Genomic DNA, 24,587 nt, shown 5'->3' with positions numbered 1-24,587 from the left:
GCACTACATTGATCCTGTACGAGGAAAGCCTCTGCCGAGCATGGCTCGGCACTACGCTGATGCTGTACGGGGAAAGCCTCTGCCGAGCACGGCTCGGCACTACAGGAGCTTAGAACTTCAAACCCTCGGCGCTGGCCTCGGCCGCCTCGATCGTGTTCTGCATCAGCGTGGCCACCGTCATCGGGCCAACGCCACCCGGCACCGGGGTGATCCAGCTGGCGCGCTGCGCTGCCGCTTCAAAACCGACGTCACCGACCAGTCGACCATCTTCCAGGCGGTTGATGCCGACATCGATCACCACCGCGCCCGGCTTCACCCATTCACCCGGAATCAGCTGCGGAATGCCCACCGCGACGACCAGGATGTCGGCGTTGCGCACGGCCTGTTCCAGCACGTCCTTGGGGGTGAACTTGTGGCAGCTGGTCACCGTGCAACCGGCAATCAGCAACTCCAAACCCATCGGCCGGCCGACGTGATTGCTGACACCGACGATGGTGGCATTGCGGCCGCGTACCGGCTGGTCGGTATGGCCGAGCAGCGTGGTGATGCCACGCGGGGTGCACGGGCGCAGGCCAAACTCGCGCAGCACCAGGTGACCGACGTTCTGCGGGTGGAAGCCGTCCACGTCCTTGCGCGGGTCGATGCGCTGGATCAGCCGGTTGGCATCTGGGATACCCGGCAGCGGCAGCTGGATCAGGATGCCGTGGATCTTCGGATCGGCGTTGAGCTGGTCAATCAAATCCAGCAGCTGAGCCTCGCTGGTGCCTTCCGGCAGATCGTAATCAAACGCCTCGATACCCACCTTCTCCGCAGCACGGCGCTTGTTGCGCACGTATACCGAAGACGCTGGGTCGCCGCCCACCAGCACCACCGCCAGACCAGGGCGAGCACCGCCAGCGGCCAGGCGGGCGTCAACGCGCACCTTCAAATCGTCGAGCAGTTCTTCGGCGATGCGGCGGCCATCAAGGATGCGGGAGGTCTGGGTGGAGGCGTCGGCGAGGACAGTCATGGGGTATGGCGGTGAACACGGGGGCGGCTATTGTCCCTGATTCCGGCCAAGGCCACACCTTGTCATGGCCCCGCCACCCTGCCTGAATCGGCAGCGGCCGCCTCCCCTGCCCCGGCAATGGCATCAGGATTGAGTGGACGCGACTCACGCCGCGGCGGGGTGAACGGCGTCGGCATCGGCGCCCCGGGGGTATTGCGGTACATCAAGCCGGTGTCGGCCTGCAGCCCGCCACCTGCCATTTCCAGCTCGAAACGTTCGGCATCGCGGCGGCGGATTTCGCGCGCTACCAGGTCGGCTTCGCCCTCATCCACCCCCAGCTGCAACAAGGCTGCGCGACCAAATTCCACCGCCGACTCGAAGGTCTCGCGGATCTGGAAATCGACCCCGGCATGTATCAACGACAACGAATGCTCGCGGTCGAACGAACGTACCAGCAGCTTGGCCAGCGGGAACTCATGCCGCACCAGTTCGACAATGCGATCAGCGGCAGCGCGATCATCCACACACACCGCAATGGCGCGCGCGGTTTCTGCTCCGGACGCGCGCAGCACGTCCAGTCGCGTGCCATCGCCGTAATAGATTTTGAAACCGAACCGGGTGGCACTGCGGATCATGTCGATATCGTTGTCGATGATGGTCACGTCCACATCGCGCGCCAGCAGCGACTGACTGGACACCTGACCGAATCGACCAAAACCAATAACCAGCACACTGCCCGTGAGCCCATCGGCTGCATCCACGCCATCGGTGGAGACCTGCCCTTCTTTCACCAACAGCCGGTATACCAGCATGCACAGCGGCGTCAGTGCCATCGACAGCACCACAACCGCGGTGAGGTTGGCATTGACCTTGGCATCGATCACGCCAGTGGTCGCGGCGGCGGCAAACAGCACGAAGGCGAACTCGCCACCCTGCGCCATCAGCACGCCGCGATCCAGCGCCTGCCGGTGATCACTGCCCATCACCCGCGCCACGGCGTATATACAGATCGCCTTGGCCAGCATCATGGCCGGCACCAGCAACGCGATCACCTTCCAGTTGGCCGCCACCACCGACAGATCCAGCGCCATGCCGACACTGAGGAAGAACAGGCCCAGCAGGATGCCGCGGAACGGCTCGATATCGGCCTCGATCTGATGGCGGAAAGTAGACTCGGACAGCAGCACACCAGCGAGGAAGGCCCCCATCGCCATCGACAGCCCACCCAGCTGCATCAGCAGCGCCGCGCCCAACACCACCAGCAAGGCCGCCGCCGTCATCACTTCGCGCGCCTTGGCGGCGGCCAGGATGCGGAACAAGGGATTGAGCAGGTAGCGGCCAACCAGCACCAGGCCAACGATAGCGCCGGCCCCAATGGCAATGCTCGCCCAGCGCGAGCCCTCGTGCGCACCGATCTGCGCCGGTGCCATCCACGCAACCACCGCCAACAACGGCACGATCAACAGATCTTCAAACAACAGGATGGAGACAATCTTCTGCCCTGACGGCAGGGTCAGGTCGCCGCGCTCACCCAGCAACTGCATCACCACCGCAGTGGAGGTCAGCACGAAACCGGCGGCGGCAATGAAGGCAATCTGCGGGCGGTAGCCGAACAGGATTGCAACGCCGGTGAGGACCACGGCGCAGGTGACGATCTGCGCCGTGCCAAGACCAAAGATCTCGCCGCGCAGGCTCCACAGGTGCGAGGGCCGCATTTCCAGGCCGATCACGAACAGGAACATGACCACGCCGAGCTCGGCGACATGCAGGATGGCCTGCGGATCGGAGAACCAACCGAAGCCGAACGGGCCGATGGCCAGACCTGCCACGAAATAGCCCAGTACCGAACCCAGGCCGAGACGCCTGAACAAGGGCACGGCCACCACCGCAGCACCCAACAGGGCAACTACCTTTACCAGTTCCTGCGAGGATTCCGCTGACATGCCGCACCGCCTTGTAGTCGTCCAGATGCACGATAAAGCAAAAAACGTGCAGAACCGGTCAGCGCCTGCCGCTTTTCAACTCATGGCGAATGCGAACAGAACGCTGCGTAATCGATATACCCAGGGAATGGCACGCCAGGCGCGCACAACGGACAGGCCGGATCGGCATGCACGCGGGTCTCGCGGAAGCGCATCTGCAGGGCGTCGAAGCGCAGCAAACGCCCGGTCAACGGCTCGCCGATATCCAGCAGCAGCTTCAATACCTCGGTTGCCTGCATCACCCCGGCCAGCCCAGGCAGCACACCGAGCACCCCGGCCTCGGAACAGTTGGGAGCGAATTCAGGCGGCGGCGGCTCCGGGAAGAGGCAGCGGTAGCACGGCGCCACGCCGCGCTGGCGGCCCGCATCGAACACGCTGACCTGCCCGTCGAAGCGCTCGATGGCAGCGTAGACCAAGGGCTTGGCGTGCTGGATGCAGGCATCGTTGAGCAGATAGCGCAACGGAAAATTGTCCGAGCCATCGAGCACAACATCCACGTCCTGTAGCAGGACATCGATATTGGCCGAGGTGACGCGCTCGGTGATCGCCTCGACGGCGATGTGCGGATTCAAGGCCAACAGGCGCTGTCGTGCCGAGTCCACCTTGGCTGTACCCAAGGCCGCCTCGGTATGGATGATCTGCCGCTGCAGGTTGCTGCGCTCGACCACGTCATCATCGACGATACGCAGCCTGCCCACCCCGGCTGCAGCGAGATAGAACGCTGCCGGAGCACCCAAGCCACCCGCGCCCAGCACCAGCACCCGCGATTGCTGCAAGCGGCGCTGGCCAGCCTCGCCTACGTGGGGCAACAACAGATGGCGCGAGTAGCGGTCGTAGAAATCGCGCTCACCGGCATCCAGTATCGGCTGGACCAAGGGCAACCCCGAAGCCCGCCAAGCAACGGCGCCGCCGCTTACCGAGGACAGATTTGTATAGCCGGCGCCCTGCAGCGCCAGCGCAGCGTCGGCCGAGCGTTTGCCGCTCTGGCAGATCAGCAGGATTTCGCGTTCGTACGCGGGCAGGTGCTGGTCCGGCTCGGCCAGCAGCACGGCCTTGGCAATACCGATTGCCCCCTCAGCCATGCCCCCTGCCCGTTCGTGCACCTCGCGCACGTCGATCAGCAATGCGCCATCTGCGTGGCGGGCACGGGCCTGTTCCGGAGTCAGTTCGCGAATGCTCATGACTGGATTATCGGCCAAACGGGAGACAAGGGAGGGAACGGCTTCGAGCTTTGGGCTTTGGGCTTTGGGCCTTGGGCCTTGGGCCTTGGGCTTTGGGTTTCTCAAGCTCGTCATTCCCGCGCAGGCGGGAATCGCTTTTGCTTTTGCTTTTGCTTTTGCTCCGGCTCCAGTCTCCGCAACACGTCTTCTCCAAGCAAAAACAAAAGCGGCCTTTCGGCCGCTTTTGTTTACACCACTCGGTACGCTTGAACCGCGCCCCGGGCCTGAATCACTTCCTGCCCTTGACGTGCTTCATCAGGCGACGCTTGGCCTTGACCTGACGGTCCGTCAACACATTCTTCTTGCCCTCGTACGGGTTGGCACCCTCACGGAACAGGAAGGTCACCGGCGTACCCACCAGCTTGAAGCGTTTGCGGAAGAAGTTCTCCAGGTAACGCTTATACGAATCCGGCAGCTCCTTCAGGCGCGTACCGTGCACGATGAAGGTCGGCGGATTGCTACCGCCCGGATGCACATAACGCAGCTTGGAGACGTGACCACGGATGCTCGGCGGCGGGTTGGTCTCATAGGCGATTTCCAGCGCCTTGTTGACCTCGGCCGTGCTGAACTCGTGCGTTGCGGAGGCATGCGCCCGGTGGATCGCCTTGAACAACTCGCGCAGGCCCGAACCATGCAGCGCGGAAATCCGCACGTTCTCGGCCCACGGCACGAAGCCCAGCTTCAGCGACAACAGGGTTTCAGCCTGCTGCTTGTCGTACTCGCTCAAACCGTCCCATTTGTTGATCGCAATCACCAGGGCACGACCAGCATCCAGCACCGCACCCAGCACACTGGCGTCCTGATCGGTCACGCCTTCGTGGGCGTCCAGCAACAGCACCGCCACCTGGCATTGTTCGATCGAGCGCAGCGTCTTGACCACGCTGAACTTCTCGACCACTTCGTCCACGCGCGACTTGCGACGCAGGCCGGCGGTATCGATCAAGCGGTACAGCTGATCGTCGCGCTCCAGATCCACCGCGATCGAATCGCGGGTGGTGCCGGGCACTTCCGAGGCGATCATCCGCTCCTCACCGAGGATGCGGTTCACCAGCGTCGACTTGCCCACATTGGGGCGGCCAACGAAGGCAATGCGGATGCGGTTCGGATCGTTGTCCAGGGTCTCGGCGGTGCCTTCTTCGGGCAGGCGGCCGACAACCTCTTCAACCAGATCATCGATGCCCTGCCGATGCGCGGCAGAGACAGTCAGCATCTCGCTGAAGCCATAACGGGAAAACTCCGAACGAACGGCATGTTCGTCCGTACCGTCGATCTTGTTGATCAACAGCAGGGTAGGCCGCGCGAGCTTGCGCAGCCAAGACAGGATCTCGTCATCCAGGGCCGACGTGCCATCACGCGCGTCAACAACAAATACGATCAGATCCGCCTCACCGGCGGCGGCACGGGCTTGGCGCGCAGTGGCGCCAGCCAGCCCTTCCTCTTCACCGGCGATACCACCGGTATCGACGATCAGGAAGGGATTGTCCTCATCTAGACGGCAAACACCGTAGTTGCGATCGCGGGTAACACCCGGCTGGTCATGTACCAGCGCATCGCGCGTACGGGTCAACAGATTGAAAATGGTGGACTTACCGACGTTCGGTCGTCCAACCAGGGCGACCAAAGGCAGCATCGCTATGACTCCTTATTGGGCCAACCGGAATGCGGTCAGCTTTCCATCAACGTTCTGCACCAGCAGGATGCCGTCAGCGACGACCGGCTGCGCCAGCAGAGCATCACCACCGCTCTTCTCACGCGCTGCCAACTCGCCATCGCTCAAGCGCAGCCAATGCAGATATCCCTTGTAGTCCCCCACCACGGCATAGTCGCCCTGGATGGCGGCACCGGTCAGCGAGCGGCGCGCCAGCGCCTGCTGTGACCACATTGCCGAGCCGGAGGTCTTGTCCAGCCCGTACACCACACCCTTGCCATCGGTGACCACGACATTGCCCGAGGACACCGCAACACCACCGCCACCGCCGTGGTCACGCGACCACATCGGACGACCGGTCGGGCCTTCAATGGCCATGGTTTCGTTCTTGAAGCTGGTCACGAACAGCGTATTGCCTTCCAGCACCGGCGCGCCATCGATGTCAGCCATGCGTTCCAGTTCGGTACGGCCTTCCGGCGTACCCACCATCTGTTCCCACAGCGGACGACCGTCCTGCATCGCCAGCGCAGCGACAGTACCGTCGTCATTGCCGATGAACAGCACGCCCGGGCCAGCCACGACCGGCGCATTGCCGCGCACGGTCAGGGACGGCAGTTCCTGCGAGTTGAACCAGCGCTGCGTGCCAGTGGCCGCATCCAGCGCGGTGGTACGGCCATCGTTGCTGCGCACGAACACCAAACCCTGCGCTACGGCCGGGGCGGCAATCACTTCGCCGGTAACCTTGGACTTCCACTTTTCGCTGCCATTGGCCGCATCCAGCGCAATCACCTGCCCGTCCAGCGTACCGATCACAACCAGGCCATCACCAACGCCGGGACCGCCGGAAAGACGCAGCTTGGGCTTCTTCTTTTCCTTGGCCGGGCTGTATTCCCAGATTTCCTTGCCGGTCTGCAGGTCCAGCGCATGCACGCCGCCCTGCACCGCTGCCGCGTACACGCGGCCATCAGCCACCACCGGCGCCTGACGCAGGCCGATACGGCCTTCGCCCTTGCCAACGTTCGCCGACCAGATCTTGTTGACCTTGACGCTGGGCTCGAACTTGGTCAGCTCAGCCGGCTCCAGCGCCTTCTTGGCCGCAGCATCCTTGCCTGCAAACCAACCCTTGACGGTGGAACAGCCGGTCAATGCCACTGCCATCAAGGCAATGCCTGCAACTTGCTTGAACTTCATCAATTCTTCTCCGCTGCAGGATCAGCCACGGTGCCGCCGGCGTCCATCAATTTGGTTTCCAGCAAGCGGCGCTGCGGTGCAGCCACGTCCAGCTTGGCCAGCGCCTGGTTATACAGCTCGCGTGCTTCATCACGCTTGTTCTGCGCCATCAAGGCATCAGCACGGATTTCCAGACCCGCGCTGTCGTCAGCCTTGCCCAGCAGGGCGACTGCGTCCTGCGGCTTGCCGGTCTCAATCAGCAGGCGTGCAATGCGCTGGTCGATCAAGGCCTTGAACTCACCCTCGGTCTTGAGCGCACGCAAGGTCTTGATCGCGTCGTCGTACTTGCCCGCTTCTACCTGGGCCTTGGCCAGCTCCAGCGCTGCCAGATCGGCGTAGATGCTGGCCTTGCCACCGCCCAGCGCCGCAACCTCCTTGGCCGCCTCGTCCAGATTCTTGGACTGGAGACTGCGAGAGACGGCTTCGTAACGGACGTTGGCCTCGGCAAGTTTGCCGACCTGCTCTTTCTGCCACCACTGCCAACCGGCAATAGCGCCAATGCCGAGAACTACTCCGCCGAGAATTCCGGCGCCATTCTTGCGCAGCCACGTGCGGACACGTTCGCTTTGTTCGTGCTCGTCGAGCAGGTCGTCAATCGCCATGCGTACTCTCGCTCACCCTGGCGGGGAGCCTTGTTGTTTTGTCAGACGCCTGGTTTCAGTGTGAAACCGGCGCCACGGAGCCTTCAGAGGATACCGTAAAGCGGGCCACATTGCCGCGCTTGTACGGAGCCAGGTCGACGTTACCCGTCGCCTGCTGAACCTCAACCTCGGCTGCATTACCCAGCACCATGCGCCCCACCTGACCTGCCGCGAAGCTACGGCTTTCACCGGCGCGTATCAGGGCTTTTTCGACGGTTGTGCCGTCCGGAGCAGTGATGTCCACCCAGCTGTCACCCTTGAAACTCAGCGTCAGCGCCGACGGAGCAGCTGTCGCCTGGCGCACCATGGGAGCCATCGAGGCAATGTAGGGACCAGAATCCGCTGCAGGCGCTGCCTGAACAGGTGCGACCGGCTGCCCGGCAGTTGCCGGCGCTGGCGTCGGCACCACGTCCAACGACGCCGTACTGGGCGGGGCACTATTGGAATTGCCGCTGATCACATACCAGACCGGCACCGCCAGCACTGCCGTGATCACCACATAGACCGCGCGCCGCCCGATATTCTCGGCCACCCGCCGCAGCCGCGGGGTATGGGTATGACTGACCAGCTTGGGTGGCTCGACCGGCGCGATCCGCGCCTGTTCCAGCAAGCCCCCCAGGTCCACCTTCAACAAGCGCGCATAACTGCGCAGCTGACCACGCACAAACACCGCTGCACCCAAGCGCGACCATTGCTCGGCTTCCAGCGCGGCAACCACCTGCTGCGGCATGCGCAATTGACCGGCGACCTGATCCAGGGACAACCCGGCAGCCTCCCGCGCCCTGCGCAGCTGCTCACCGCAACCCACCACACCATCTAAAGCATTTACACCCGGATCATTGATCACAATGCGTCAGCCTTGGGGATTCGAGGTTGCTGTCGAAGGAAACTCTTCGCGCAACCGCTGTTGGAACCGACCGGCAGCCGTCCTGTCGCCGAGTCGCTCTTCAATCTGAATGGCAAGTTGTAACACGGAAACCGTGGCCGGCGCAGCCGCCAAACGCCGCTGGTAGAAGGCCCTGGCCTCAAAATAGCGGCCGTGCAGCACTTCATTGCGGGTCATGGCCTCCAGCGCATAGGCGTTGTCCGGCGCCAACGCCAGCGCCTGGCGAAGATTGTCCTCGGCCCGCTCAAGCTGCCCGGCATCCAGTGCGCAGCCGCCAGCATTGGCCAAGGCATCTGCGCGCCCGCCATAGTTCGGATCGGCCAAGGCACGATCAAACCAGACCAAGGCCTCGGCCGGGTGGCCACTGCCGCACAGCCAGGCACCATAGTTATTGAGTACATCACCCTGCTGCGGAGCCAGTTCGGCTGCCTTGCGGTACAGCACACCTGCAGCCTGGGCATTGCCCTTATGCCCTTCGATCACCGCCTGCATGGTATAGGCGTCCGGCAAATCAGGTTCCATCTTCTGTGCCGAACGCGCGAACTGCAGCGCCTCGTCCAGCTGGCCGCGGCCAAAACGGTCGCCGGAAAGGCGCAGGAATTCCTGGTAGCGCATCCGCTTGTGTGCGGTCTTGTCCTGCTTGATGCTGTAATCCGGGGCCACAATCTGCGGGCGACCAATCTTGAGATTGTCCCGCCCGCACGCTGCAGTGAGCGCAACCAGAACCAGCAGCAACAACCAGCGATCAGGCGACCGCATCCCCGCCTTCCTGTTCCTGCAGCAGACGATTGAACTCGGCCTGGCGACGGGTACGATCCATCACCTGACCCTTGAGCTGGCCGCAGGCGGCGTCGATGTCATCGCCACGGGTACGACGCACCATGGTCAGCACCTGCGAATCGAGCAGGATCTTCTGGAAGGCGCGGATCTGCTCTTCGTCCGAGCGCTCATAGCGCGTACCCGGGAACGGGTTGAACGGAATCAGATTGACCTTGCCCGAATCCTTGGCCTGCACCGCGTTGTCGAACTGGCGCATCAACCGCGCCAGCTGGCGGGCGTGTTCGGGCTGGTCGTTGACGCCCTTCATCAAGGTGTATTCAAAGGTCACCGAGTCGCGCTTCTTGTTGCCGCGCAGGTAGCGCGCACAGGAGGCCATCAACTCGGCAATCGGGTATTTCTTGTTGAGCGGCACCAGCGTCTCGCGCAGCTCGTCGTTCGGCGCATGCAACGACACCGCCAGCGACACATCGCTCTCGACCGAGAGGCGATCGATCTGCGGCACCAGCCCGGACGTGGACAGGGTCACGCGCTTGTTGGCCAAGCCATAACCAAGGTCATCGCGCATGATGCTCATGGCGCGGATGACGTTGTCGAAATTCATCAGGGGCTCGCCCATGCCCATCATCACCACGTTGGTGAGGCGGCGCATCTGGTGCGGCACATTGCCCAGGTGGCGCGCGGCAACCCACACCTGGCCGATGATCTCGGCGGTGGTCAGGTTGCGGTTGAAACCCTGGGTGGCAGTCGAACAGAAGGTGCAATTCAAACCGCAGCCGACCTGCGAGGACACGCACAGCGTGCCGCGGGTCTTGTCCGGAATGTAGACGGTTTCGATGGCGTTCTTGCCATCCACGCCCATCGCCAGCAGCCACTTGTGGGTGCCGTCGTTCGAGGGCTTGTCGAATACGATGTTCGGGACGACGACCTCGGCATGCTGCTGCAGCTTGGCGCGCAGCGACTTGCCGAGGTCGGTCATCTGGTCGAAATCGGTGACGTAGCGATGGTGGATCCACTTCATCACCTGATGGGCCCGGAATTTCTGTTCGCCGAGGATATCGACGAAGAAATGCTCCAGGCCCGCGCGATCAAGGTCGAGCAGGTTCTGCTTGCCAGCTTTTGCTGCCGTTTTCGGCAACGGCTGGATGGCGGGTGTCTGTACGACCTCGTTCACGACTTCAACCTCTAATTAACGCGAAACAACTTCGGTAGCAGCAAAGAAGTAAGCCACTTCATTGGCTGCGTTCTCGACCGAATCCGAGCCGTGCGCGGCGTTGGCATCGATCGAATCAGCGAAATCAGCGCGGATGGTGCCCGGCGCTGCGTCCTTCGGGTTGGTGGCGCCCAGCAGGTCGCGGTGGGCCAGGACGGCGTTCTCGCCTTCCAGGGCCTGGATCATCACCGGGCCGGAGATCATGAACTCGACCAGCGCGTTGAAGAACGGACGCTCGCGGTGCACGGCGTAGAAGCCTTCGGCTTCACGGCGCGAGAGCTGCTTGTACTTGGCAGCCACGACCTTCAGGCCAGCCTTTTCGAAGCGGGCGTAGATTTCGCCGATCACGTTCTTGGCAACGGCGTCGGGCTTGATGATGGAAAGGGTGCGCTCGAGCGCCATGGGAATTCTCCGGTATTGGGCCGGTCGGCCCGAGGGTACATTAAAAAAACCCGCGTGCGGACGCGGGCTTAGCCTGAATTGCGGTGGCTAATTCTACCGGGTGACCCCGGGCTTTGCACAGCGCCAGATGAATGATGCTGCGACGCAGCATGACCCGAGCAGCCGGGCGGGCGTAGCATCCAAACAATCGTTTGATTGATTGAGCCAGCCATGGGCAAACCCGCCAGCTTCTCCACCAAGGACCGCATCCTCGGCGCGGCCGAGGAACTGTTCGCCCAGTACGGTTTTGCCGGCACCTCGCTGCGTCAGGTGACCAGTCACGCCGATGTAAACATTGCTGCGGTCAACTACCACTTCGGTTCCAAGGACAACCTGGTCAATGAAGTGTTCCGTCGCCGCATGGACGAAATGACCGCCGCCCGCCTGGGTCAACTGGAGCAAGCCCGCAACACCCGCCCGGGCGATCTGCGCGCGGTCCTGGCCGCCTTCGTCGAGCCGGCGCTGGCGCTGGCCCAGGACCGCCAGAGCGGCGGCGCCTTTGTCCGCGTCATCGCCCGCGCCTATGCCGAAAAGAACGACAACCTGCGCAAGTTCCTGTCCGACCACTACGGCCACGTCCTGCGCGAGTTTGGCAAGGCCATCGGCGCCTGTGTGCCGGGCCTGAGCAAGGAAGAGCTGTACTGGCGCCTGGACTTCCTGGCCGGTTCGCTGACCTACGCCATGGCCGACTTCGGACTGATCAAGCGTCCGCACAACATCAGCGAGGCCGAGCACCGCAGCAAGGCCGCGCAGGAATTGATCCATTTCGCCGAAGCCGGGTTCCGCGCCAGCGTGCGTAACCCGACCTCCCCCGCCGTTCCCTGATCCAACCGTCATCGCAGACCAAAGGTTTATCGATATGTCCAATTCCCTGCTTGTCCGCCGCGCCGCCGTCCTGGGCGCAGGCGTCATGGGTGCGCAGATCGCCGCCCACCTGACCAATGCCGGCGTCGACACGGTGTTGTTCGACCTGGCCGCCAAGGAAGGTCCTGCCGACGGCATCGTGCTCAAGGCCATTGCCAACCTGGGCAAGCTGAGCCCGGCCCCGCTGGCCAGCAAGGCGCTGGCCGAAGCCATCACCCCGGCCAATTACGACTCCGGCCTGGAGCAGCTGCGCGACTGTGACCTGATCATCGAAGCCATCGCTGAACGGATGGACTGGAAGCAGGACCTGTATAAGAAGATCGCGCCGTTCGTGAACGAACACGCGGTTCTGGCTTCCAACACCTCGGGCCTGGGCATCAACAAGCTGGCCGACGTGCTGCCGGAAGAACTGCGCCACCGCTTCAGCGGCGTGCATTTCTTCAACCCGCCGCGCTACATGCACCTGGCCGAGCTGATCCCGGCCAAGACCACCGACAAGGCAGTGCTGGAAGGCCTGGAAACCTTCCTGACCACCAACCTGGGCAAGGGCGTGGTCTACGCCAAGGACACCCCGAACTTCATCGGCAACCGCATCGGTGTCTTCTCTATCCTGTCGACCATTTACCACACCCAGCAGTTCGGCCTGGGCTTTGACGAAGTGGACGGCCTGACCGGCCCGCTGGTCGGCCGCCCGAAGTCGGCGACCTACCGCACCTCCGACGTGGTCGGCCTGGACACCATGGCCCACGTCATCAAGACCATGGGCGACACCCTGCCCGACGACCCGTGGCACAAGTACTTCAACGCGCCGGCATGGCTGGGCGCGCTGATCAGCAAGGGTGCACTGGGTCAGAAGACCGGCGCCGGCATCTTCCGCAAGGTTGGCAAGGACATCATGGTCATCGACCTTGAGAAGCAGGACTATCGTCCGGCTGACCGCGTTGCCGCGCCGGAAGTGGTCGAGATCCTGAAGATCAAGAACCCGGCCGAGAAGTTCGCCAAGCTGCGCGAAAGCCAGCACCCGCACGCACAGTTCCTGTGGGCAACGTTCCGCGACCTGTTCCATTACAGCGCCTACCACCTGGCCGATATCGCCGAAACCGCGCGCGACGTGGACCTGGCCATCCGCTGGGGCTACGGCTGGTCCCTGGGCCCGTTCGAAACCTGGCAGGCCGCCGGCTGGAAGCAGGTGGCACAGTGGATCGCCGACGACATCGCCGCCGGCAAGAGCATGAGCAATGCCCCGCTGCCGGCCTGGGTACTGGACGGCCGTGATGGCGTGCATGCCGCCGAAGGCAGCTACAGCCCGACGCAGAATGCCCTGGTGCCGCGCTCCTCGCTGCCGGTGTACCAGCGCCAGCGCTTCCCGGATGCACTGCTGGGCGAGAAGTTCGCACAGGGCGAGACCGTGTTCGAGAACGACGGCATCCGCTTGTGGACCGACGGTGACGGCATCGGCGTCATCAGCTTCAAGACCAAGATGAACACCGTCTCCGACCAGGTGCTGGACGGCATCCAGCACGCGATCGGCCTGGCCGAGAAGCAGTTCAAGGGCGTGGTGATCTGGCAGAACAAGGAGCCCTTCTCTGCCGGTGCCGATCTGTCCGGCGCACTGGGCGCGCTGAAGGCCGGCAAGTTCGCCGAGTTCGAGGCGATGGTGGCCAACTTCCAGCGCACCAGCCAGCGCATCAAGTACGCCACCGTGCCGGTGGTGACCGCCGTGCGCGGCCTGGCCTTGGGTGGCGGCTGCGAATTCCAGATGCATGCGGCCAAGTCGGTAGCAGCATTGGAAAGCTATATCGGCCTGGTCGAAGCCGGCGTCGGCCTGCTGCCGGCCGGTGGTGGCCTGAAGGAGATCGCCGTGCGTGCCTCGCAGGCGGCCGGTCCGGACGGCGACGTGTTCGCCGAGCTGAAGAAGACCTTCGAAACCGTGGCCATGGCCAAGGTCTCCAACTCGGCGGTCAACGCCAAGGAACTGGGCCTGATGCGCGGCACCGACAAGGTCGTGTTCAACAGCTTCGAGCTGCTGCACATCGCCAAGGCCGAGGTCACCGCACTGGCCGAAGGCGGCTACCGTCCGCCGCTGCCGGCACGCCGCATCCGCGTGGCCGGTGACGTTGGCATCGCCACCTTCAAGATGATGCTGGTCAACATGCTGGAAGGCCGTTTCATCAGCCCCTACGACTACGAGATCGCCGAACGCATCGCCACCGTGCTGTGCGGCGGCAAAGTTGATCGCAACACCGTGGTCGACGAAGAGTGGCTGCTGACCCTGGAGCGCAAGCACTTCGTCGAACTGGCCCAGCAGGAAAAGACCCAGGCCCGCATCGCGCACATGCTGACCACCGGCAAGCCGCTGCGGAACTGAGTGAGCGTGCCTCGGGGTGGCGCTGCCAGCGCCGCCCTCGCCCGCCCTCACGCTCACACCTATTGAAGAGATCACTGCAATGACCAAGCAAATCCAGGACGCCTACATCGTCGCCGCCACCCGCACCCCCGTTGGCAAGGCGCCCAAGGGCATGTTCCGCAACACCCGCCCGGACGACATGCTCGCCCACGTGCTCCGCTCCGTGGTCGCACAGGCCCCGGGCGTGGACGTCAACCGCATCGACGACGCCATCATCGGCTGCGCCATGCCCGAAGCCGAGCAAGGCATGAACGTGGCGCGCATCGGCGTGCTGCTGGCCGGCCTGCCCAACACCATCGCCGCGCAGACGGTGAACCGCTTCTGCTCCTCCGGCCTGCAGGCCGTGGCGATGGCTGCCGACCAGATCCGTCTGGGCAACAGCGACCTGATGCTGGCCGGCGGTACCGAGTCGATGTCGATGGTGCCGATGATGGGCAACAAGATCGCGATGGCACCGAGCGTGTTCGACAACGACCACGTCGCCATTGCCTACGGCATGGGCATCACCGCCGAAAAGGTCGCCGAGGAATGGAAGGTCTCGCGCGAAGAACAGGATGCCTTTGCCCTGGCCTCGCACCAGAAGGCCATCGCCGCGATCCAGAACGGCGAGTTCAAGGACGAAATCAGCCCCTACGACATCGTCTCGCACCTGCCCGACCTGGCCGATGGCAAGCGCATCATCACCCGCAACAAGATCGCCGACACCGACGAAGGCCCGCGCCTGGATTCGTCCGCGGAAGGCCTGGCCAAGCTGCGCCCGGTGTTCCGCAACGGCCAGTTCGGCGGTTCGGTTACCGCTGGCAACTCCTCGCAGATGAGCGACGGCGCCGGTGCGGTGCTGCTGGCATCGGAGCAGGCAATCAAGGATTACGGCCTGACCCCGCTGGCCCGCTTCGTCAGCTTCTCGGTCGCCGGCGTGCGCCCGGAAGTGATGGGCATCGGCCCGATCGCGGCAATTCCGAAGGCATTGAAGCAGGCAGGCCTGAGCCAGGACCAGCTGGACTGGATCGAGCTCAACGAAGCCTTCGCCGCGCAGTCGCTGGCGGTGATCCGCGATTGCGGCCTGGACCCGTCCAAGGTCAACCCGCTGGGCGGCGCCATTGCCCTGGGCCACCCGCTGGGCGCCACCGGTGCGATCCGTACCGCCACCCTGCTGCACGGCCTGCGTCGTCGCCAGCAGAAGTACGGCATGGTGACCATGTGCATCGGTACCGGCATGGGCGCAGCAGGTGTTTTCGAATCGTTGTAAGCATTTCGTTGCAACGCTGACGAAGAAGGCGGCCAACAGGCCGCCTTCTTCGTTGCTCAATCCCAACAGGAGCATGTAGTGCCGAGCCATGCTCGGCAGAGGCCTTCCCGATAGAGCCTCAGCGCAGCACAGCTACGCCCTGCATGCACCGGCTCATACGAAACAGCGGACACCTCCTGCACAGGCACTCCAGAAGCAGAAAGGCAGCCCTCCCGGCTGCCTCTCTCCAATCTACGATGCCGACAAACGCCATCGGCTCCCAGAATGATCGCCGGCGCCTACTCCACCAGCATCCTCTGCATCATCGCGCGCGCAGGCCCAGCCAGCTTCTCGTTCTCCAGCGCAAACCGAACGGTCGCCTCGACCAGTCCGAGGTGCGTACCGCAGTCAAAACGCGTGCCTTCAAAGCGGTATGCATCCACCTGCTCGGTCTTGAGCAGCTGCGCGATCGCATCGGTCAACTGGATCTCGCCGCCGGCACCAGTACCGGTGGCTTCCAACAGTTCAAAGATCTTCGGGCTGAGCACGTAACGCCCCACCACGGCCAGATCACTGGGTGCATCGGCGGGCTTGGGCTTCTCGACGATCTGGGTGATATGGCCCTTGCGGCCATCGAACTTGTCGGTCGCGACGATGCCATAGCTGCCGGTCTTTTCGTGCGGCACATCTTCCACCGCGATGACGCTGGCGCCAGTGGCAGCGTTGAGATCGGCCATCTGCTTGAGCGCGCCATCGCCGCGGTTCCAGATCAGGTCGTCCGGCAGCAACACCGCGAAGGGCTCGTTGCCAACAATCGCCTTGGCACACAGCACCGCATGACCCAGCCCCAACGCCTCGGCCTGGGTCACGAACACCGCGCGCACGCCCTTGGGCAGCACATGGCGGATCAGCTCCAGCTGTTCCTGCTTGCCAGCACGCTCGAGCTTCTGCTCCAGCTCGTAGGCCTTGTCGAAATAGTCGGCCACCGCGTGCTTATAGCGGTTGGTGATGAAGATCAGTGTGTCGCAGCCCGCCTCGATGGCTTCGTCGACGGCGTACTGGATCAACGGCCGATCAATGATCGGCAGCATTTCCTTCGGCACTGTTTTGGTAGCGGGCAGGAACCTGGTTCCAAGACCGGCAACCGGAAATACTGCTTTCTTGACTCGACCGTGCATCAATGACTTCTTCCGGCTTCTTTGGAGGATGGGAACGGAACGATGTTGGCTGTACCCGTCTTTGCCGCCGCGTCCTCGGCAGGCATGAATTCGGGAATTGTTGTCGCAAGGATAGCGCGCATCGCCTCCACGTCATATGCCGCAACAGCCTTCCTGAGTGCCGTCACGTTGTTCAACACCAGCTCCGGGGAGAACTCGCGCACCCCGGCGGCCATTACTTTCGGGTGTGCCGTCGGCTGGCAGTTCTCATCAGCGTAGAACAAGCTCTCATGCAGCTTCTCTCCTGGTCGCAGGCCCGTATAGATGATTGGAACATCGATCCCGGGCTGCTTACCCGCCAACCTGATCATCTGCTCTGCGAGCTGGCGGATGAACACGGGCTCGCCCATGTCCAACATATAGATCGCACCGCGTGAAGAGGATGCCGCTGCCTGCAGAATCAACAGACAGGCCTCCGGAATCGTCATGAAATAACGGCTTACATCGGGATGCGTAACGGTAATCGGGCCGCCTTTGCGGATCTGCTCACGGAACATCGGCACCACGCTCCCCACCGATCCAAGCACATTGCCGAAGCGGACGGTGACAAAGCGGGTGTGGGCACTGCGCCGATTCAAGCTCTGGCAGATCATCTCGGCGTAGCGCTTGGTTGCACCCAATGCATTGGCCGGATCAACCGCCTTGTCGGTGGAAATGAAGACGAAGTTCTCAACCCGCGACTCGATACAGGCCGTGGCAACGCATTCGGTGGACAAGGTGTTGTTGCGCACTGCTTCGCGCAATTGCGCCTCCAGCAGAGGCACCTGCTTGTAAGCCGCCGCGTGGAATACGGTATCCGGGTTGTAACTGCGCAGCGCATGACGGATGACGGCAGGATCGCCGCAATCACCGAGCACACCGTGCACCTCCATATCCGGAAAACTCCTGCTCAACTCTGCCTGGATGTTGATCATCAACAGTTCGCTGATTTCCAGGACCACGATGCGCGATACACCGTGCCGCGCGCACTGGCGGCAAAGCTCCGAACCAATGGAACCACCACCACCGGTGACCAACACGGTACGCCCGCGCAACCAGCTGCGCAGCAGCTCCCAGTCCGGCAGGATGGGCTTGCGCCCGAGCAGGTCTTCGATGGCCACTTCTTTGAGCTGACCCGGCAGCGAGCTGCCTTCCAGGATATCGGTCAATCGCGGAACCGTGCGGAACGGCAAACCGGTGCTTTCACAAAGCGCGACCACACGCTGCATACCCGCCGCGTCAAGCGTCGGAATGGCGATAACCAACAGTTTGGCACTGGTCTCCCTGGCAACCACCGCGACCTCATCCAAGGTACCGAGAATTGCCGCGCCATGCAGCCAGGCTCCCTGCAGATGGGGCGAGTCATCCAGCAAACCCACCGGCTCATAGTCGCCGGATCGACGCAGGTCCTTGATCAGCGATTCAGCTGCCTGACCAGCCCCGAGCACCAGCACCCGCCGCGCGCGGGCGTCGGAATGCTGCGCCTGATAGTCCTTCCATGCGCGATAAAGCAAACGAGGCCCGCCCAACATCGCAGACAACGCGAACGGGTAGACCACCAACACGGAGATTGGGATCCCTTCCAGGCGGCGATAGGAAAACACCACCACTATCGCCAACAGCCCAATGAAACTGGCCTTGAAGATATTGATCAGATCGGCGACCGAAGCAAATCGCCACAGGCCTCGGTACAGCCCGACCTTCCAGAACGCGACCGCCTGGATCGCAATGACTGCCGCAACATCAAGCGAGAACCACGGATGCACGGGGCCTGCATCCAGCAGTGCGAAACGCGCCATCAACAGCAATTGCCAGCACAACCAAACCATGACGAGGTCGTGCAGCATCACCGCGTAGCGCGGACCACCGCCTACAAAGCGCTCGAACCAAGACGCCATAGAAAACTCTGTCCTTAATTAAGTGCCTTAGCACGCAGGAATACCCATGCCAGTGCCGTAGCGGCCAGCCAGGTAACGCCCCCTGCCCACCCCCAACCTAGGGGAAGCCTTGAAAACACTGCTGCAAGTGTAAGCCCCGCAACACTGAAGAGCGAATACCCCAACGTAACAGCTGCGTGACTGTATTCACGTTTCACAAAACGCTGATAAAGATGCTGGGTATGCGGCTGCATCCAGGGCTCGCCTTTCAGCATGCGTGACAGCAGCGTGAAACCCGAATCAGCCAGAAATGCCGCTGGCAGCATCAGCCACAGTACCGGCACGGTGTCAGTGACACTCAGCCCAAGCGCCAACAGACCTGCCACCAGATAACCCAACGCGCCGCTGCCAACGTCACCCAGGAAAATTCTGGCCCGCGGGAAGTTGAACGGCAGGAACCCCGCACAGCCGGCCGCCACCACCCAGCCAGCCAACGCATAAGGGGCAGGCAGCAACCACGCCGAGCCCAGCCCGACCAGGATGGTCTGGGTAGCGGCCAGGCCATTGATGCCATCCATGAAGTTCCAGATGTTCACCAGCGACACGGCCAGTCCAAAGCAGAACACCGCTTTCACCAGGCTAGCGGTGCCCAACCACACCAACGCCGCGAGCATCAGTCCGGCCAATAGATGGACGCATAGACGCGGCAACGCTGGCAATGAGCGGTGATCGTCCCACCAACCTATCCCTGCCACCATCAACAGGCCCAGCGCGAATACCAGCAGAGCAAGCGCGTGGCCCGGCAGCGACAGCGCCCCCAACAGGCAGGCCAGCAGTTGCGAGGCGACGATACCGACACCACCGCCTCGTGGAGTAGACACGTTGTGACTGCGGCGCTCGCCGGGCTGGTCGATCAACTGCTGCCAACGCGCATAGCGGATTGCCAGCACGGTCACCACCGCTGCGGTAATCAATACCAGCAGCACCACCCAGTAATTCAGCTCCAGCACTCAGAGCACCGCGAAGTTCAATAGCGGCTTGACCGTGCCCCACTCCTTGCAACTCGGACATTGCCAGTGGTGCGTGCGCGCACCAAAGCCACAACGCGTGCAGCGGTAGGCCGGGTTGCGGACCAATAGCTGATCGGTGATGTGCTTCAGGTCCTGCAACGTCGCGACAGGATCAGCACCTTCGGCCAAGGTCAGGTCGATCAGGGCGGACTCGCCACGCACCGACGGCCGGTCCTTGAGCTGGCGCCCCAGGTAGGCACGCGCAGGCGCCGGCCCCTCCTGCTCTTCCATCAAACGGGTCAGCGCCAATACCGGGGCGATGCCGCGATAGTGCTCGGTCATCTCGGCCAGGAACGCGCGCGCGCCGGCAATGTCGCCGACATTGCGGTAGTTCTGCAGCAACTGCGGCAGGATCTCCGGCAGGTAGTCCGGGTCATTGCGTGCCGCACGCTCAAAAGCACGCACAGCAGCCTCATCGTTGCCGAAATCACTTTCCAGACGGCCTTCGATGATGCCGGCGCGCACACTCATCGCATCGGCGGCATTGGCTCGATTGATCGCCGCCCGTGCATCGTCCAGGCGCCCCGCCGCGCGGTAGCGCTCGGCCAACTCGCACTCGAACTGACCAATCAGCTTGCCCATCGGCTCGTCGGTCACCGCCTCATAGCGGGTTGCATTCTCGATGGCTTTTTCCCAATCGCGCTCGGCCTGATAGATGCCGATCAGATGCTTCAAGGCCTGCGGCGCGCGTTGGTCGAGCTGCGCCAACTCGGTGAATACGGTTTCGGCACGGTCCAACAGGCCGGACTTCATATAGTCCTCGCCGAGCGCAAGCAATGCCTGCACGCGCTGCGTGTCACTGAGATCGTCGCGATTGACCAGGCCTTGATGCAGGCGGATCGCCCGGTCCACCTCGCCACGCCGACGGAACAGATGCCCCAACGCAACCTGGGTTTCGAAGGTTTCCTTGTCCAGCTCTGCAATATGCAGGAACAACTCGATAGCCTTGTCCGGCTGCTCGTTGAGCAGATAGTTCAAGCCACGGAAATAGGTACTGGAAAGACGAGTGACCTGATTCTCGCTGTGGCGCTGACCACTGCGGCGACCAATCACCCAGCCGCCGATCGCGGCAACCGGCAGGCACAGGAAAAACCAGAACCACTCACTGATGAAAGCCATCGCTGCTCAGCGTCCGTCAAAAGGGGAAGGTGCCTGTGCGGCAGGCGCAGCAGGCTCGGATGCCGTTGTGGCGGCGGCTTTATTGGCGCGACGCAGCTTGGTGTACATCGGCACCACGAGTGCCGCCATCACCATGCCGCCGCCCACCAGGGCACCGAGCAACAGCGATGCAATGATTGCGATACCCGAGGTAGTTTTGAGTACCCAGAACGCAAGGCTGATTTCGATGGGCTGCGAGTTGAGCGAGCCGATCACCAGACCGCCTATCAACACCGCCAGCAGAATCACTAATCGAACGGTCTTCATGCGCCGGCTTACTCCTGTAACAAGAGCCCGTAGCTTACCGTTCAGCGGAAGAAATGGCAGCAGTCAATCTGCTGCGCAACATCCCGCCAGAATCACTCAGGCCGGGTCGCTTTCCAGCGGCACCACCGAGCTCACGCGCTCGCGCAGCTCCTTGCCCGGCTTGAAATGCGGAACATGCTTGCCCGGCAGCGCAACCGACTCACCCGTCTTCGGGTTGCGGCCCAGGCGCGGCGGGCGGTAATGCAGGGAAAAACTACCGAAACCGCGGATCTCGATGCGGTCGCCGGAAGACAGCGCCCCACCCATCATTTCCAGCAAGGACTTCACCGCCAGATCGACATCATCAGCCTTCAGGTGCGCCTGGTGGCGCGCGAGGATTTCGATCAATTCGGATTTGGTCATTGCGTACTCGTCAATGGCAGGGTCTTACCCTGAAACGGCCCGGACTGATGTCCGGGCCGCCAGGTCAAATCTACAACAGGAAGCCGATTACTCGGACTTGTTGCCGTTCAGCTGTGCACGCAGCAGCGCGCCCAGCTGGGTGGTGCCGCTGGATGCCGAAGAGGACTGGTATTCCTCCAGCACTTCGCGCATTTCGGCGTCGTCCTTGGCCTTGATCGACAGCTGCAGGGTGCGGCCCTTGCGGTCCATGCCCACGAACTTGGCTTCGATCTTGTCGCCGACCTTCAGGAACTGGGTGGCGTCGTCGACGCGCTCGTTGGCGACGTCACGTGCCGAGACGTAGCCTTCGATGCCGTCAGCCAGCTCGATGGTTGCGCCCTTGGCATCAACTTCCTTCACGACGCCTTCGACCTTCGAACCCTTCGGGTTGGCAGCCATGTACTGACCGAACGGGTCCTGCTCAAGCTGCTTGACGCCCAGCGAGATGCGCTCGCGCTCCGGATCGACGGCCAGGACCACTGCGTCCAGGGTGTCGCCCTTCTTGAAGTTGCGAACCACGTCTTCGCCGGTGGTGTTCCAGCTGATGTCCGACAGGTGAACCAGACCGTCGATGCCGCCGTCCAGGCCAATGAAGATACCGAAATCGGTGATCGACTTGATCTGGCCGGAAACCTTGTCGCCCTTCTTGAAGATGGCGGCGAAGGTTTCCCACGGGTTGGCAGCAACCTGCTTCATGCCCAGCGAGATGCGGCGACGCTCTTCATCGACGTCCAGCACCATCACTTCGACTTCATCACCAACCTGGACAACCTTGGACGGGTTGACGTTCTTGTTGGTCCAATCCATCTCGGACACGTGCACCAGGCCTTCCACGCCCGGCTCGATCTCAACGAACGCGCCGTAATCGGTCACGTTGGAGACCTTGCCGAACACGCGGCTGTTGGCCGGGTAACGACGTGCGATGTTGTCCCACGGATCCTCGCCCAGCTGCTTCAGGCCCAGCGAAACGCGGTTGCGCTCGCGGTCGAACTTCAGCACGCGCACGTCCAGCTCGTCGCCGACGTTCACGACTTCGGACGGATGGCGCACGCGCTTCCATGCCATGTCGGTGATGTGCAGCAGGCCGTCGATACCGCCCAGGTCCACGAATGCGCCGTAATCGGTCAGGTTCTTGACGACACCCTTCAGGATGGCGCCTTCCTGCAGCTTGTCCATCAGCTGCTCGCGCTCTTCCGAGTGCTCGCTCTCGACAACTGCACGACGCGACACGACCACGTTGTTACGCTTGCGGTCCAGCTTGATGAGCTTGAATTCCAGCTCCTTGCCTTCCAGGTAGGCCGGGTCGCGCACCGGGCGCACATCGACCAGCGAACCAGGCAGGAATGCGCGGACATCCTTGATGTCCACGGTGAAACCACCCTTGACCTTGCCGCTGATGCGGCCGGTGATGGTTTCGTTCTTTTCCAACGCTTCTTCCAGCTCGTCCCACACCATGGCGCGCTTTGCCTTCTCGCGCGACAGGACGGTTTCGCCGAAGCCGTTCTCGATCGAGTCGAGAGCAACCTTCACCTGGTCGCCCACGCCCACATCGATCTCACCAGCGTCGTTACGGAACTGTTCGATCGGCACGATGCCTTCGGACTTCAGGCCGGCATTGATGATCACCACGTCGCCGCGGACATCAACGACGGTACCGATAACGATGGCACCGGGCTTCAGCTTGGCCAGATTGGCCTGACTGGCTTCAAACAGTTCTGCAAATGATTCGGTCATTAGATTTACTCAGTTGAACATATGGACAGCGGATCTGTTGCGAAAACCCGTACTGTCCAGCCTGTTGGACGACCCTGAGACAGCAGCCGCATGTGAATGAAAAAGCCCACCACGCACCATTGCGCAGCGGGTTGTTGCAACATCTCTGGTGCGACTGCGATCGATCTACTGATCGCACTCAACGCTGCGAGGATCAGGCTTCCTTGGAAACCAGACCCAGCACCTTGGCAACGACGTCGTCGATGCCAATACCGCTGGTGTCGATGAGGATGGCGTCGTCGGCCGGCCTCAGGGGCGCCACTGCGCGCTGTGCATCACGGGCGTCGCGGGCCATGATCTCACGCAGGAGGTCTTCAAAGTTAACCGAAACCCCTTTTTCTTTCAACTGTTTATGCCGCCGTTCGGCCCGCTCCTCGGCGCTCGCGGTCAGGAAAACCTTGAATGGGGCGTCCGGAAAGATGACTGTACCCATATCGCGGCCGTCAGCCACCAATCCGGGCGAAACCCTGAATGCGCGCTGACGTTCCTTCAGTGCAGCCCGCACCTCGGGAATGGCTGCAATCGCCGAGGCCAGCGCACCAGTGGTCTCCAGGCGCAATTCATCGGTGGCGTCGGTGCCATTGACCAGCACCCGCAGGCTTTCGCCCTGCTCCACGAACTGCACCTTGGTATCAAAGGTGCAGCGCACCAGCGCCGAAGCATCGGAGGTATCGATATCAGCCCAGCTGGCGGCGACGCCCACGGCGCGATACAGGGCACCGGAATCGAGGTAATGCCAGCCCAGTTGGCGGGCGACGATACGACTGACGGTACCCTTGCCGGCCCCGGACGGGCCATCAATGGTAAGAACGGGGGGCAGCTGGCTCATTTAAACGCCTGTCTGGAACGAGAATCAGGCTATTCTAGGCCCCGCACCGCCCTGCCCGCACCCGCTTGCACGCAAGCACTTGAACTGGCGCGGAAATACCCAGTAGAATGGCGGGCTTGAACGGGCGTTATCCTGCATATCCGCGGCCACGCTCCTAAGATCTCCTTACCAGTATCCGCCGAGGTATGTCATGAAAGTTCTGTCCTCCCTGAAGTCGGCGAAGACCCGTCACCGTGATTGCAAAGTTGTGCGCCGTCGCGGCAAGATCTTCGTGATCTGCAAGTCGAACCCGCGCTTCAAGGCTCGCCAGCGCTGAGCCAACTGGCGCAGGCCAGCGCTTGATCCGCAAGGGTCGGGCAACGTCAAAAAGCCGCCCCTGGGCGGCTTTTTGCGTACCGGGCCAAGTACCGCAGTGACGCATTGCTGGGTGCGTGCAGTAATAACGACGCAG

Annotated in this window: 22 protein-coding genes; 4 read left to right on the top strand and 18 right to left on the bottom strand. The window is 62.6% G+C overall.

Going from position 1 to position 24,587, the window contains the following annotated elements; all coding sequences use genetic code 11:
• Window positions 1–109: 109 nt before the first annotated feature.
• From folD to ndk, 10 genes are all read right to left on the bottom strand, one after another.
• Window positions 110–1,009: a bifunctional methylenetetrahydrofolate dehydrogenase/methenyltetrahydrofolate cyclohydrolase FolD gene (gene folD, locus ACVOL0_RS10235; RefSeq protein WP_481548995.1), complete on the bottom strand. Its 900-nt coding sequence runs from the start codon at window positions 1,007–1,009 to the stop codon at window positions 110–112.
• A 62-nt stretch (window positions 1,010–1,071) separates the two neighbouring features.
• On the bottom strand, window positions 1,072–2,931 hold the full coding sequence (locus ACVOL0_RS10230; protein ID WP_481548994.1) for a monovalent cation:proton antiporter-2 (CPA2) family protein: 1,860 nt from the start codon (window positions 2,929–2,931) through the stop codon (window positions 1,072–1,074).
• Window positions 2,932–3,011: 80 nt separating this feature from the next.
• Window positions 3,012–4,151: a molybdopterin-synthase adenylyltransferase MoeB gene (gene moeB, locus ACVOL0_RS10225; protein ID WP_481548993.1), complete on the bottom strand. Its 1,140-nt coding sequence runs from the start codon at window positions 4,149–4,151 to the stop codon at window positions 3,012–3,014.
• Between the two features lie 268 nt (window positions 4,152–4,419).
• Window positions 4,420–5,820 carry a ribosome biogenesis GTPase Der gene (gene der / locus ACVOL0_RS10220; protein WP_481508273.1) on the bottom strand — a complete coding sequence of 467 codons (1,401 nt, stop codon included), beginning with the start codon at window positions 5,818–5,820 and terminating at the stop codon, window positions 4,420–4,422.
• Between the two features lie 12 nt (window positions 5,821–5,832).
• A complete protein-coding gene (bamB, locus tag ACVOL0_RS10215; RefSeq protein WP_481548992.1) occupies window positions 5,833–7,029 on the bottom strand; it encodes an outer membrane protein assembly factor BamB in 1,197 nt (398 codons plus the stop codon).
• Window positions 7,029–7,670: a YfgM family protein gene (locus ACVOL0_RS10210; RefSeq protein ID WP_481548991.1), complete on the bottom strand. Its 642-nt coding sequence runs from the start codon at window positions 7,668–7,670 to the stop codon at window positions 7,029–7,031. Before ACVOL0_RS10210 ends, bamB begins: the two co-directional genes overlap by 1 nt.
• 55 nt (window positions 7,671–7,725) lie before the next feature.
• On the bottom strand, window positions 7,726–8,556 hold the full coding sequence (locus tag ACVOL0_RS10205) for a helix-turn-helix domain-containing protein (protein ID WP_481548990.1): 831 nt from the start codon (window positions 8,554–8,556) through the stop codon (window positions 7,726–7,728).
• Between the two features lie 6 nt (window positions 8,557–8,562).
• Window positions 8,563–9,330 (bottom strand): type IV pilus biogenesis/stability protein PilW, encoded by a 768-nt coding sequence (gene pilW / locus ACVOL0_RS10200; RefSeq protein WP_481548996.1) that lies wholly within the window; start codon window positions 9,328–9,330, stop codon window positions 8,563–8,565.
• Between the two features lie 10 nt (window positions 9,331–9,340).
• Window positions 9,341–10,546, bottom strand: coding sequence for a dual-specificity RNA methyltransferase RlmN (gene rlmN / locus ACVOL0_RS10195; RefSeq protein WP_481548989.1), 1,206 nt, complete (start codon window positions 10,544–10,546; stop codon window positions 9,341–9,343).
• Between the two features lie 15 nt (window positions 10,547–10,561).
• Window positions 10,562–10,987 carry a nucleoside-diphosphate kinase gene (ndk, locus tag ACVOL0_RS10190; protein WP_057628193.1) on the bottom strand — a complete coding sequence of 142 codons (426 nt, stop codon included), beginning with the start codon at window positions 10,985–10,987 and terminating at the stop codon, window positions 10,562–10,564.
• Between the two features lie 210 nt (window positions 10,988–11,197).
• Here ndk and ACVOL0_RS10185 point away from each other — a divergent pair, with 210 nt between their 5' ends.
• The 3 genes from ACVOL0_RS10185 to ACVOL0_RS10175 all read left to right on the top strand — a co-directional run bounded on the left by ACVOL0_RS10185 (window position 11,198) and on the right by ACVOL0_RS10175 (window position 15,546).
• The gene (locus ACVOL0_RS10185) at window positions 11,198–11,851 is read left to right on the top strand and encodes a TetR/AcrR family transcriptional regulator (protein ID WP_481548988.1); all 654 of its coding nucleotides are present in this window, start codon (window positions 11,198–11,200) and stop codon (window positions 11,849–11,851) included.
• 34 nt (window positions 11,852–11,885) lie between these two features.
• Window positions 11,886–14,258 (top strand): 3-hydroxyacyl-CoA dehydrogenase/enoyl-CoA hydratase family protein, encoded by a 2,373-nt coding sequence (locus ACVOL0_RS10180; protein ID WP_481548987.1) that lies wholly within the window; start codon window positions 11,886–11,888, stop codon window positions 14,256–14,258.
• 79 nt (window positions 14,259–14,337) lie between these two features.
• Window positions 14,338–15,546 (top strand): acetyl-CoA C-acyltransferase, encoded by a 1,209-nt coding sequence (locus ACVOL0_RS10175; RefSeq protein ID WP_481548986.1) that lies wholly within the window; start codon window positions 14,338–14,340, stop codon window positions 15,544–15,546.
• Between the two features lie 278 nt (window positions 15,547–15,824).
• Here ACVOL0_RS10175 and galU read toward each other — a convergent pair whose 3' ends face one another.
• The 8 genes from galU to cmk form a co-directional block, all read right to left on the bottom strand.
• Entirely contained in the window at window positions 15,825–16,703 is an 879-nt protein-coding gene (gene galU / locus ACVOL0_RS10170; protein WP_481548985.1) for a UTP--glucose-1-phosphate uridylyltransferase GalU, read from the bottom strand.
• Complete coding sequence (locus ACVOL0_RS10165) at window positions 16,703–18,619, bottom strand: polysaccharide biosynthesis protein (RefSeq protein ID WP_481548984.1); 1,917 nt, start codon at window positions 18,617–18,619, stop codon at window positions 16,703–16,705. Before ACVOL0_RS10165 ends, galU begins: the two co-directional genes overlap by 1 nt.
• Before the next feature lie 14 nt (window positions 18,620–18,633).
• Window positions 18,634–19,608: an MraY family glycosyltransferase gene (locus ACVOL0_RS10160; RefSeq protein ID WP_481548983.1), complete on the bottom strand. Its 975-nt coding sequence runs from the start codon at window positions 19,606–19,608 to the stop codon at window positions 18,634–18,636.
• Window positions 19,609–20,787 (bottom strand): lipopolysaccharide assembly protein LapB, encoded by a 1,179-nt coding sequence (gene lapB / locus ACVOL0_RS10155; RefSeq protein ID WP_481548982.1) that lies wholly within the window; start codon window positions 20,785–20,787, stop codon window positions 19,609–19,611.
• A gap of 6 nt (window positions 20,788–20,793) precedes the next feature.
• On the bottom strand, window positions 20,794–21,093 hold the full coding sequence (locus ACVOL0_RS10150) for a lipopolysaccharide assembly protein LapA domain-containing protein (protein WP_481548981.1): 300 nt from the start codon (window positions 21,091–21,093) through the stop codon (window positions 20,794–20,796).
• A 96-nt stretch (window positions 21,094–21,189) separates the two neighbouring features.
• Complete coding sequence (locus tag ACVOL0_RS10145) at window positions 21,190–21,495, bottom strand: integration host factor subunit beta (protein WP_057628209.1); 306 nt, start codon at window positions 21,493–21,495, stop codon at window positions 21,190–21,192.
• Window positions 21,496–21,582: 87 nt separating this feature from the next.
• Window positions 21,583–23,268: a 30S ribosomal protein S1 gene (rpsA, locus tag ACVOL0_RS10140; protein WP_481548980.1), complete on the bottom strand. Its 1,686-nt coding sequence runs from the start codon at window positions 23,266–23,268 to the stop codon at window positions 21,583–21,585.
• A 193-nt stretch (window positions 23,269–23,461) separates the two neighbouring features.
• A complete protein-coding gene (cmk, locus tag ACVOL0_RS10135; protein ID WP_481548979.1) occupies window positions 23,462–24,136 on the bottom strand; it encodes a (d)CMP kinase in 675 nt (224 codons plus the stop codon).
• A 190-nt stretch (window positions 24,137–24,326) separates the two neighbouring features.
• On the opposite strand from cmk, the gene ykgO reads away from it, so the two are divergent.
• On the top strand, window positions 24,327–24,452 hold the full coding sequence (gene ykgO, locus ACVOL0_RS10130) for a type B 50S ribosomal protein L36 (protein WP_057628212.1): 126 nt from the start codon (window positions 24,327–24,329) through the stop codon (window positions 24,450–24,452).
• Window positions 24,453–24,587 lie beyond the last annotated feature (135 nt).

It is taken from the genome of Stenotrophomonas sp. STEN021 (assembly GCF_056760175.1).
This window is presented reverse-complemented; position numbering and strand designations above follow the sequence as displayed.

What these genes read in the sequence shown, in the direction of transcription:
- folD (WP_481548995.1), bottom strand. Translation starts at nt 1,009, where the DNA reads ATGACTGTCCTCGCCGACGCCTCCACCCAGACCTCCCGCATCCTTGAT.
- ACVOL0_RS10230 (WP_481548994.1), bottom strand. Translation starts at nt 2,931, where the DNA reads ATGTCAGCGGAATCCTCGCAGGAACTGGTAAAGGTAGTTGCCCTGTTG.
- moeB (WP_481548993.1), bottom strand. Translation starts at nt 4,151, where the DNA reads ATGAGCATTCGCGAACTGACTCCGGAACAGGCCCGTGCCCGCCACGCA.
- der (WP_481508273.1), bottom strand. Translation starts at nt 5,820, where the DNA reads ATGCTGCCTTTGGTCGCCCTGGTTGGACGACCGAACGTCGGTAAGTCC.
- bamB (WP_481548992.1), bottom strand. Translation starts at nt 7,029, where the DNA reads ATGAAGTTCAAGCAAGTTGCAGGCATTGCCTTGATGGCAGTGGCATTG.
- ACVOL0_RS10210 (WP_481548991.1), bottom strand. Translation starts at nt 7,670, where the DNA reads ATGGCGATTGACGACCTGCTCGACGAGCACGAACAAAGCGAACGTGTC.
- ndk (WP_057628193.1), bottom strand. Translation starts at nt 10,987, where the DNA reads ATGGCGCTCGAGCGCACCCTTTCCATCATCAAGCCCGACGCCGTTGCC.
- ACVOL0_RS10185 (WP_481548988.1), top strand. Translation starts at nt 11,198, where the DNA reads ATGGGCAAACCCGCCAGCTTCTCCACCAAGGACCGCATCCTCGGCGCG.
- ACVOL0_RS10180 (WP_481548987.1), top strand. Translation starts at nt 11,886, where the DNA reads ATGTCCAATTCCCTGCTTGTCCGCCGCGCCGCCGTCCTGGGCGCAGGC.
- ACVOL0_RS10175 (WP_481548986.1), top strand. Translation starts at nt 14,338, where the DNA reads ATGACCAAGCAAATCCAGGACGCCTACATCGTCGCCGCCACCCGCACC.
- galU (WP_481548985.1), bottom strand. Translation starts at nt 16,703, where the DNA reads ATGCACGGTCGAGTCAAGAAAGCAGTATTTCCGGTTGCCGGTCTTGGA.
- ACVOL0_RS10165 (WP_481548984.1), bottom strand. Translation starts at nt 18,619, where the DNA reads ATGGCGTCTTGGTTCGAGCGCTTTGTAGGCGGTGGTCCGCGCTACGCG.
- lapB (WP_481548982.1), bottom strand. Translation starts at nt 20,787, where the DNA reads ATGGCTTTCATCAGTGAGTGGTTCTGGTTTTTCCTGTGCCTGCCGGTT.
- ACVOL0_RS10150 (WP_481548981.1), bottom strand. Translation starts at nt 21,093, where the DNA reads ATGAAGACCGTTCGATTAGTGATTCTGCTGGCGGTGTTGATAGGCGGT.
- ACVOL0_RS10145 (WP_057628209.1), bottom strand. Translation starts at nt 21,495, where the DNA reads ATGACCAAATCCGAATTGATCGAAATCCTCGCGCGCCACCAGGCGCAC.
- rpsA (WP_481548980.1), bottom strand. Translation starts at nt 23,268, where the DNA reads ATGACCGAATCATTTGCAGAACTGTTTGAAGCCAGTCAGGCCAATCTG.
- cmk (WP_481548979.1), bottom strand. Translation starts at nt 24,136, where the DNA reads ATGAGCCAGCTGCCCCCCGTTCTTACCATTGATGGCCCGTCCGGGGCC.
- ykgO (WP_057628212.1), top strand. Translation starts at nt 24,327, where the DNA reads ATGAAAGTTCTGTCCTCCCTGAAGTCGGCGAAGACCCGTCACCGTGAT.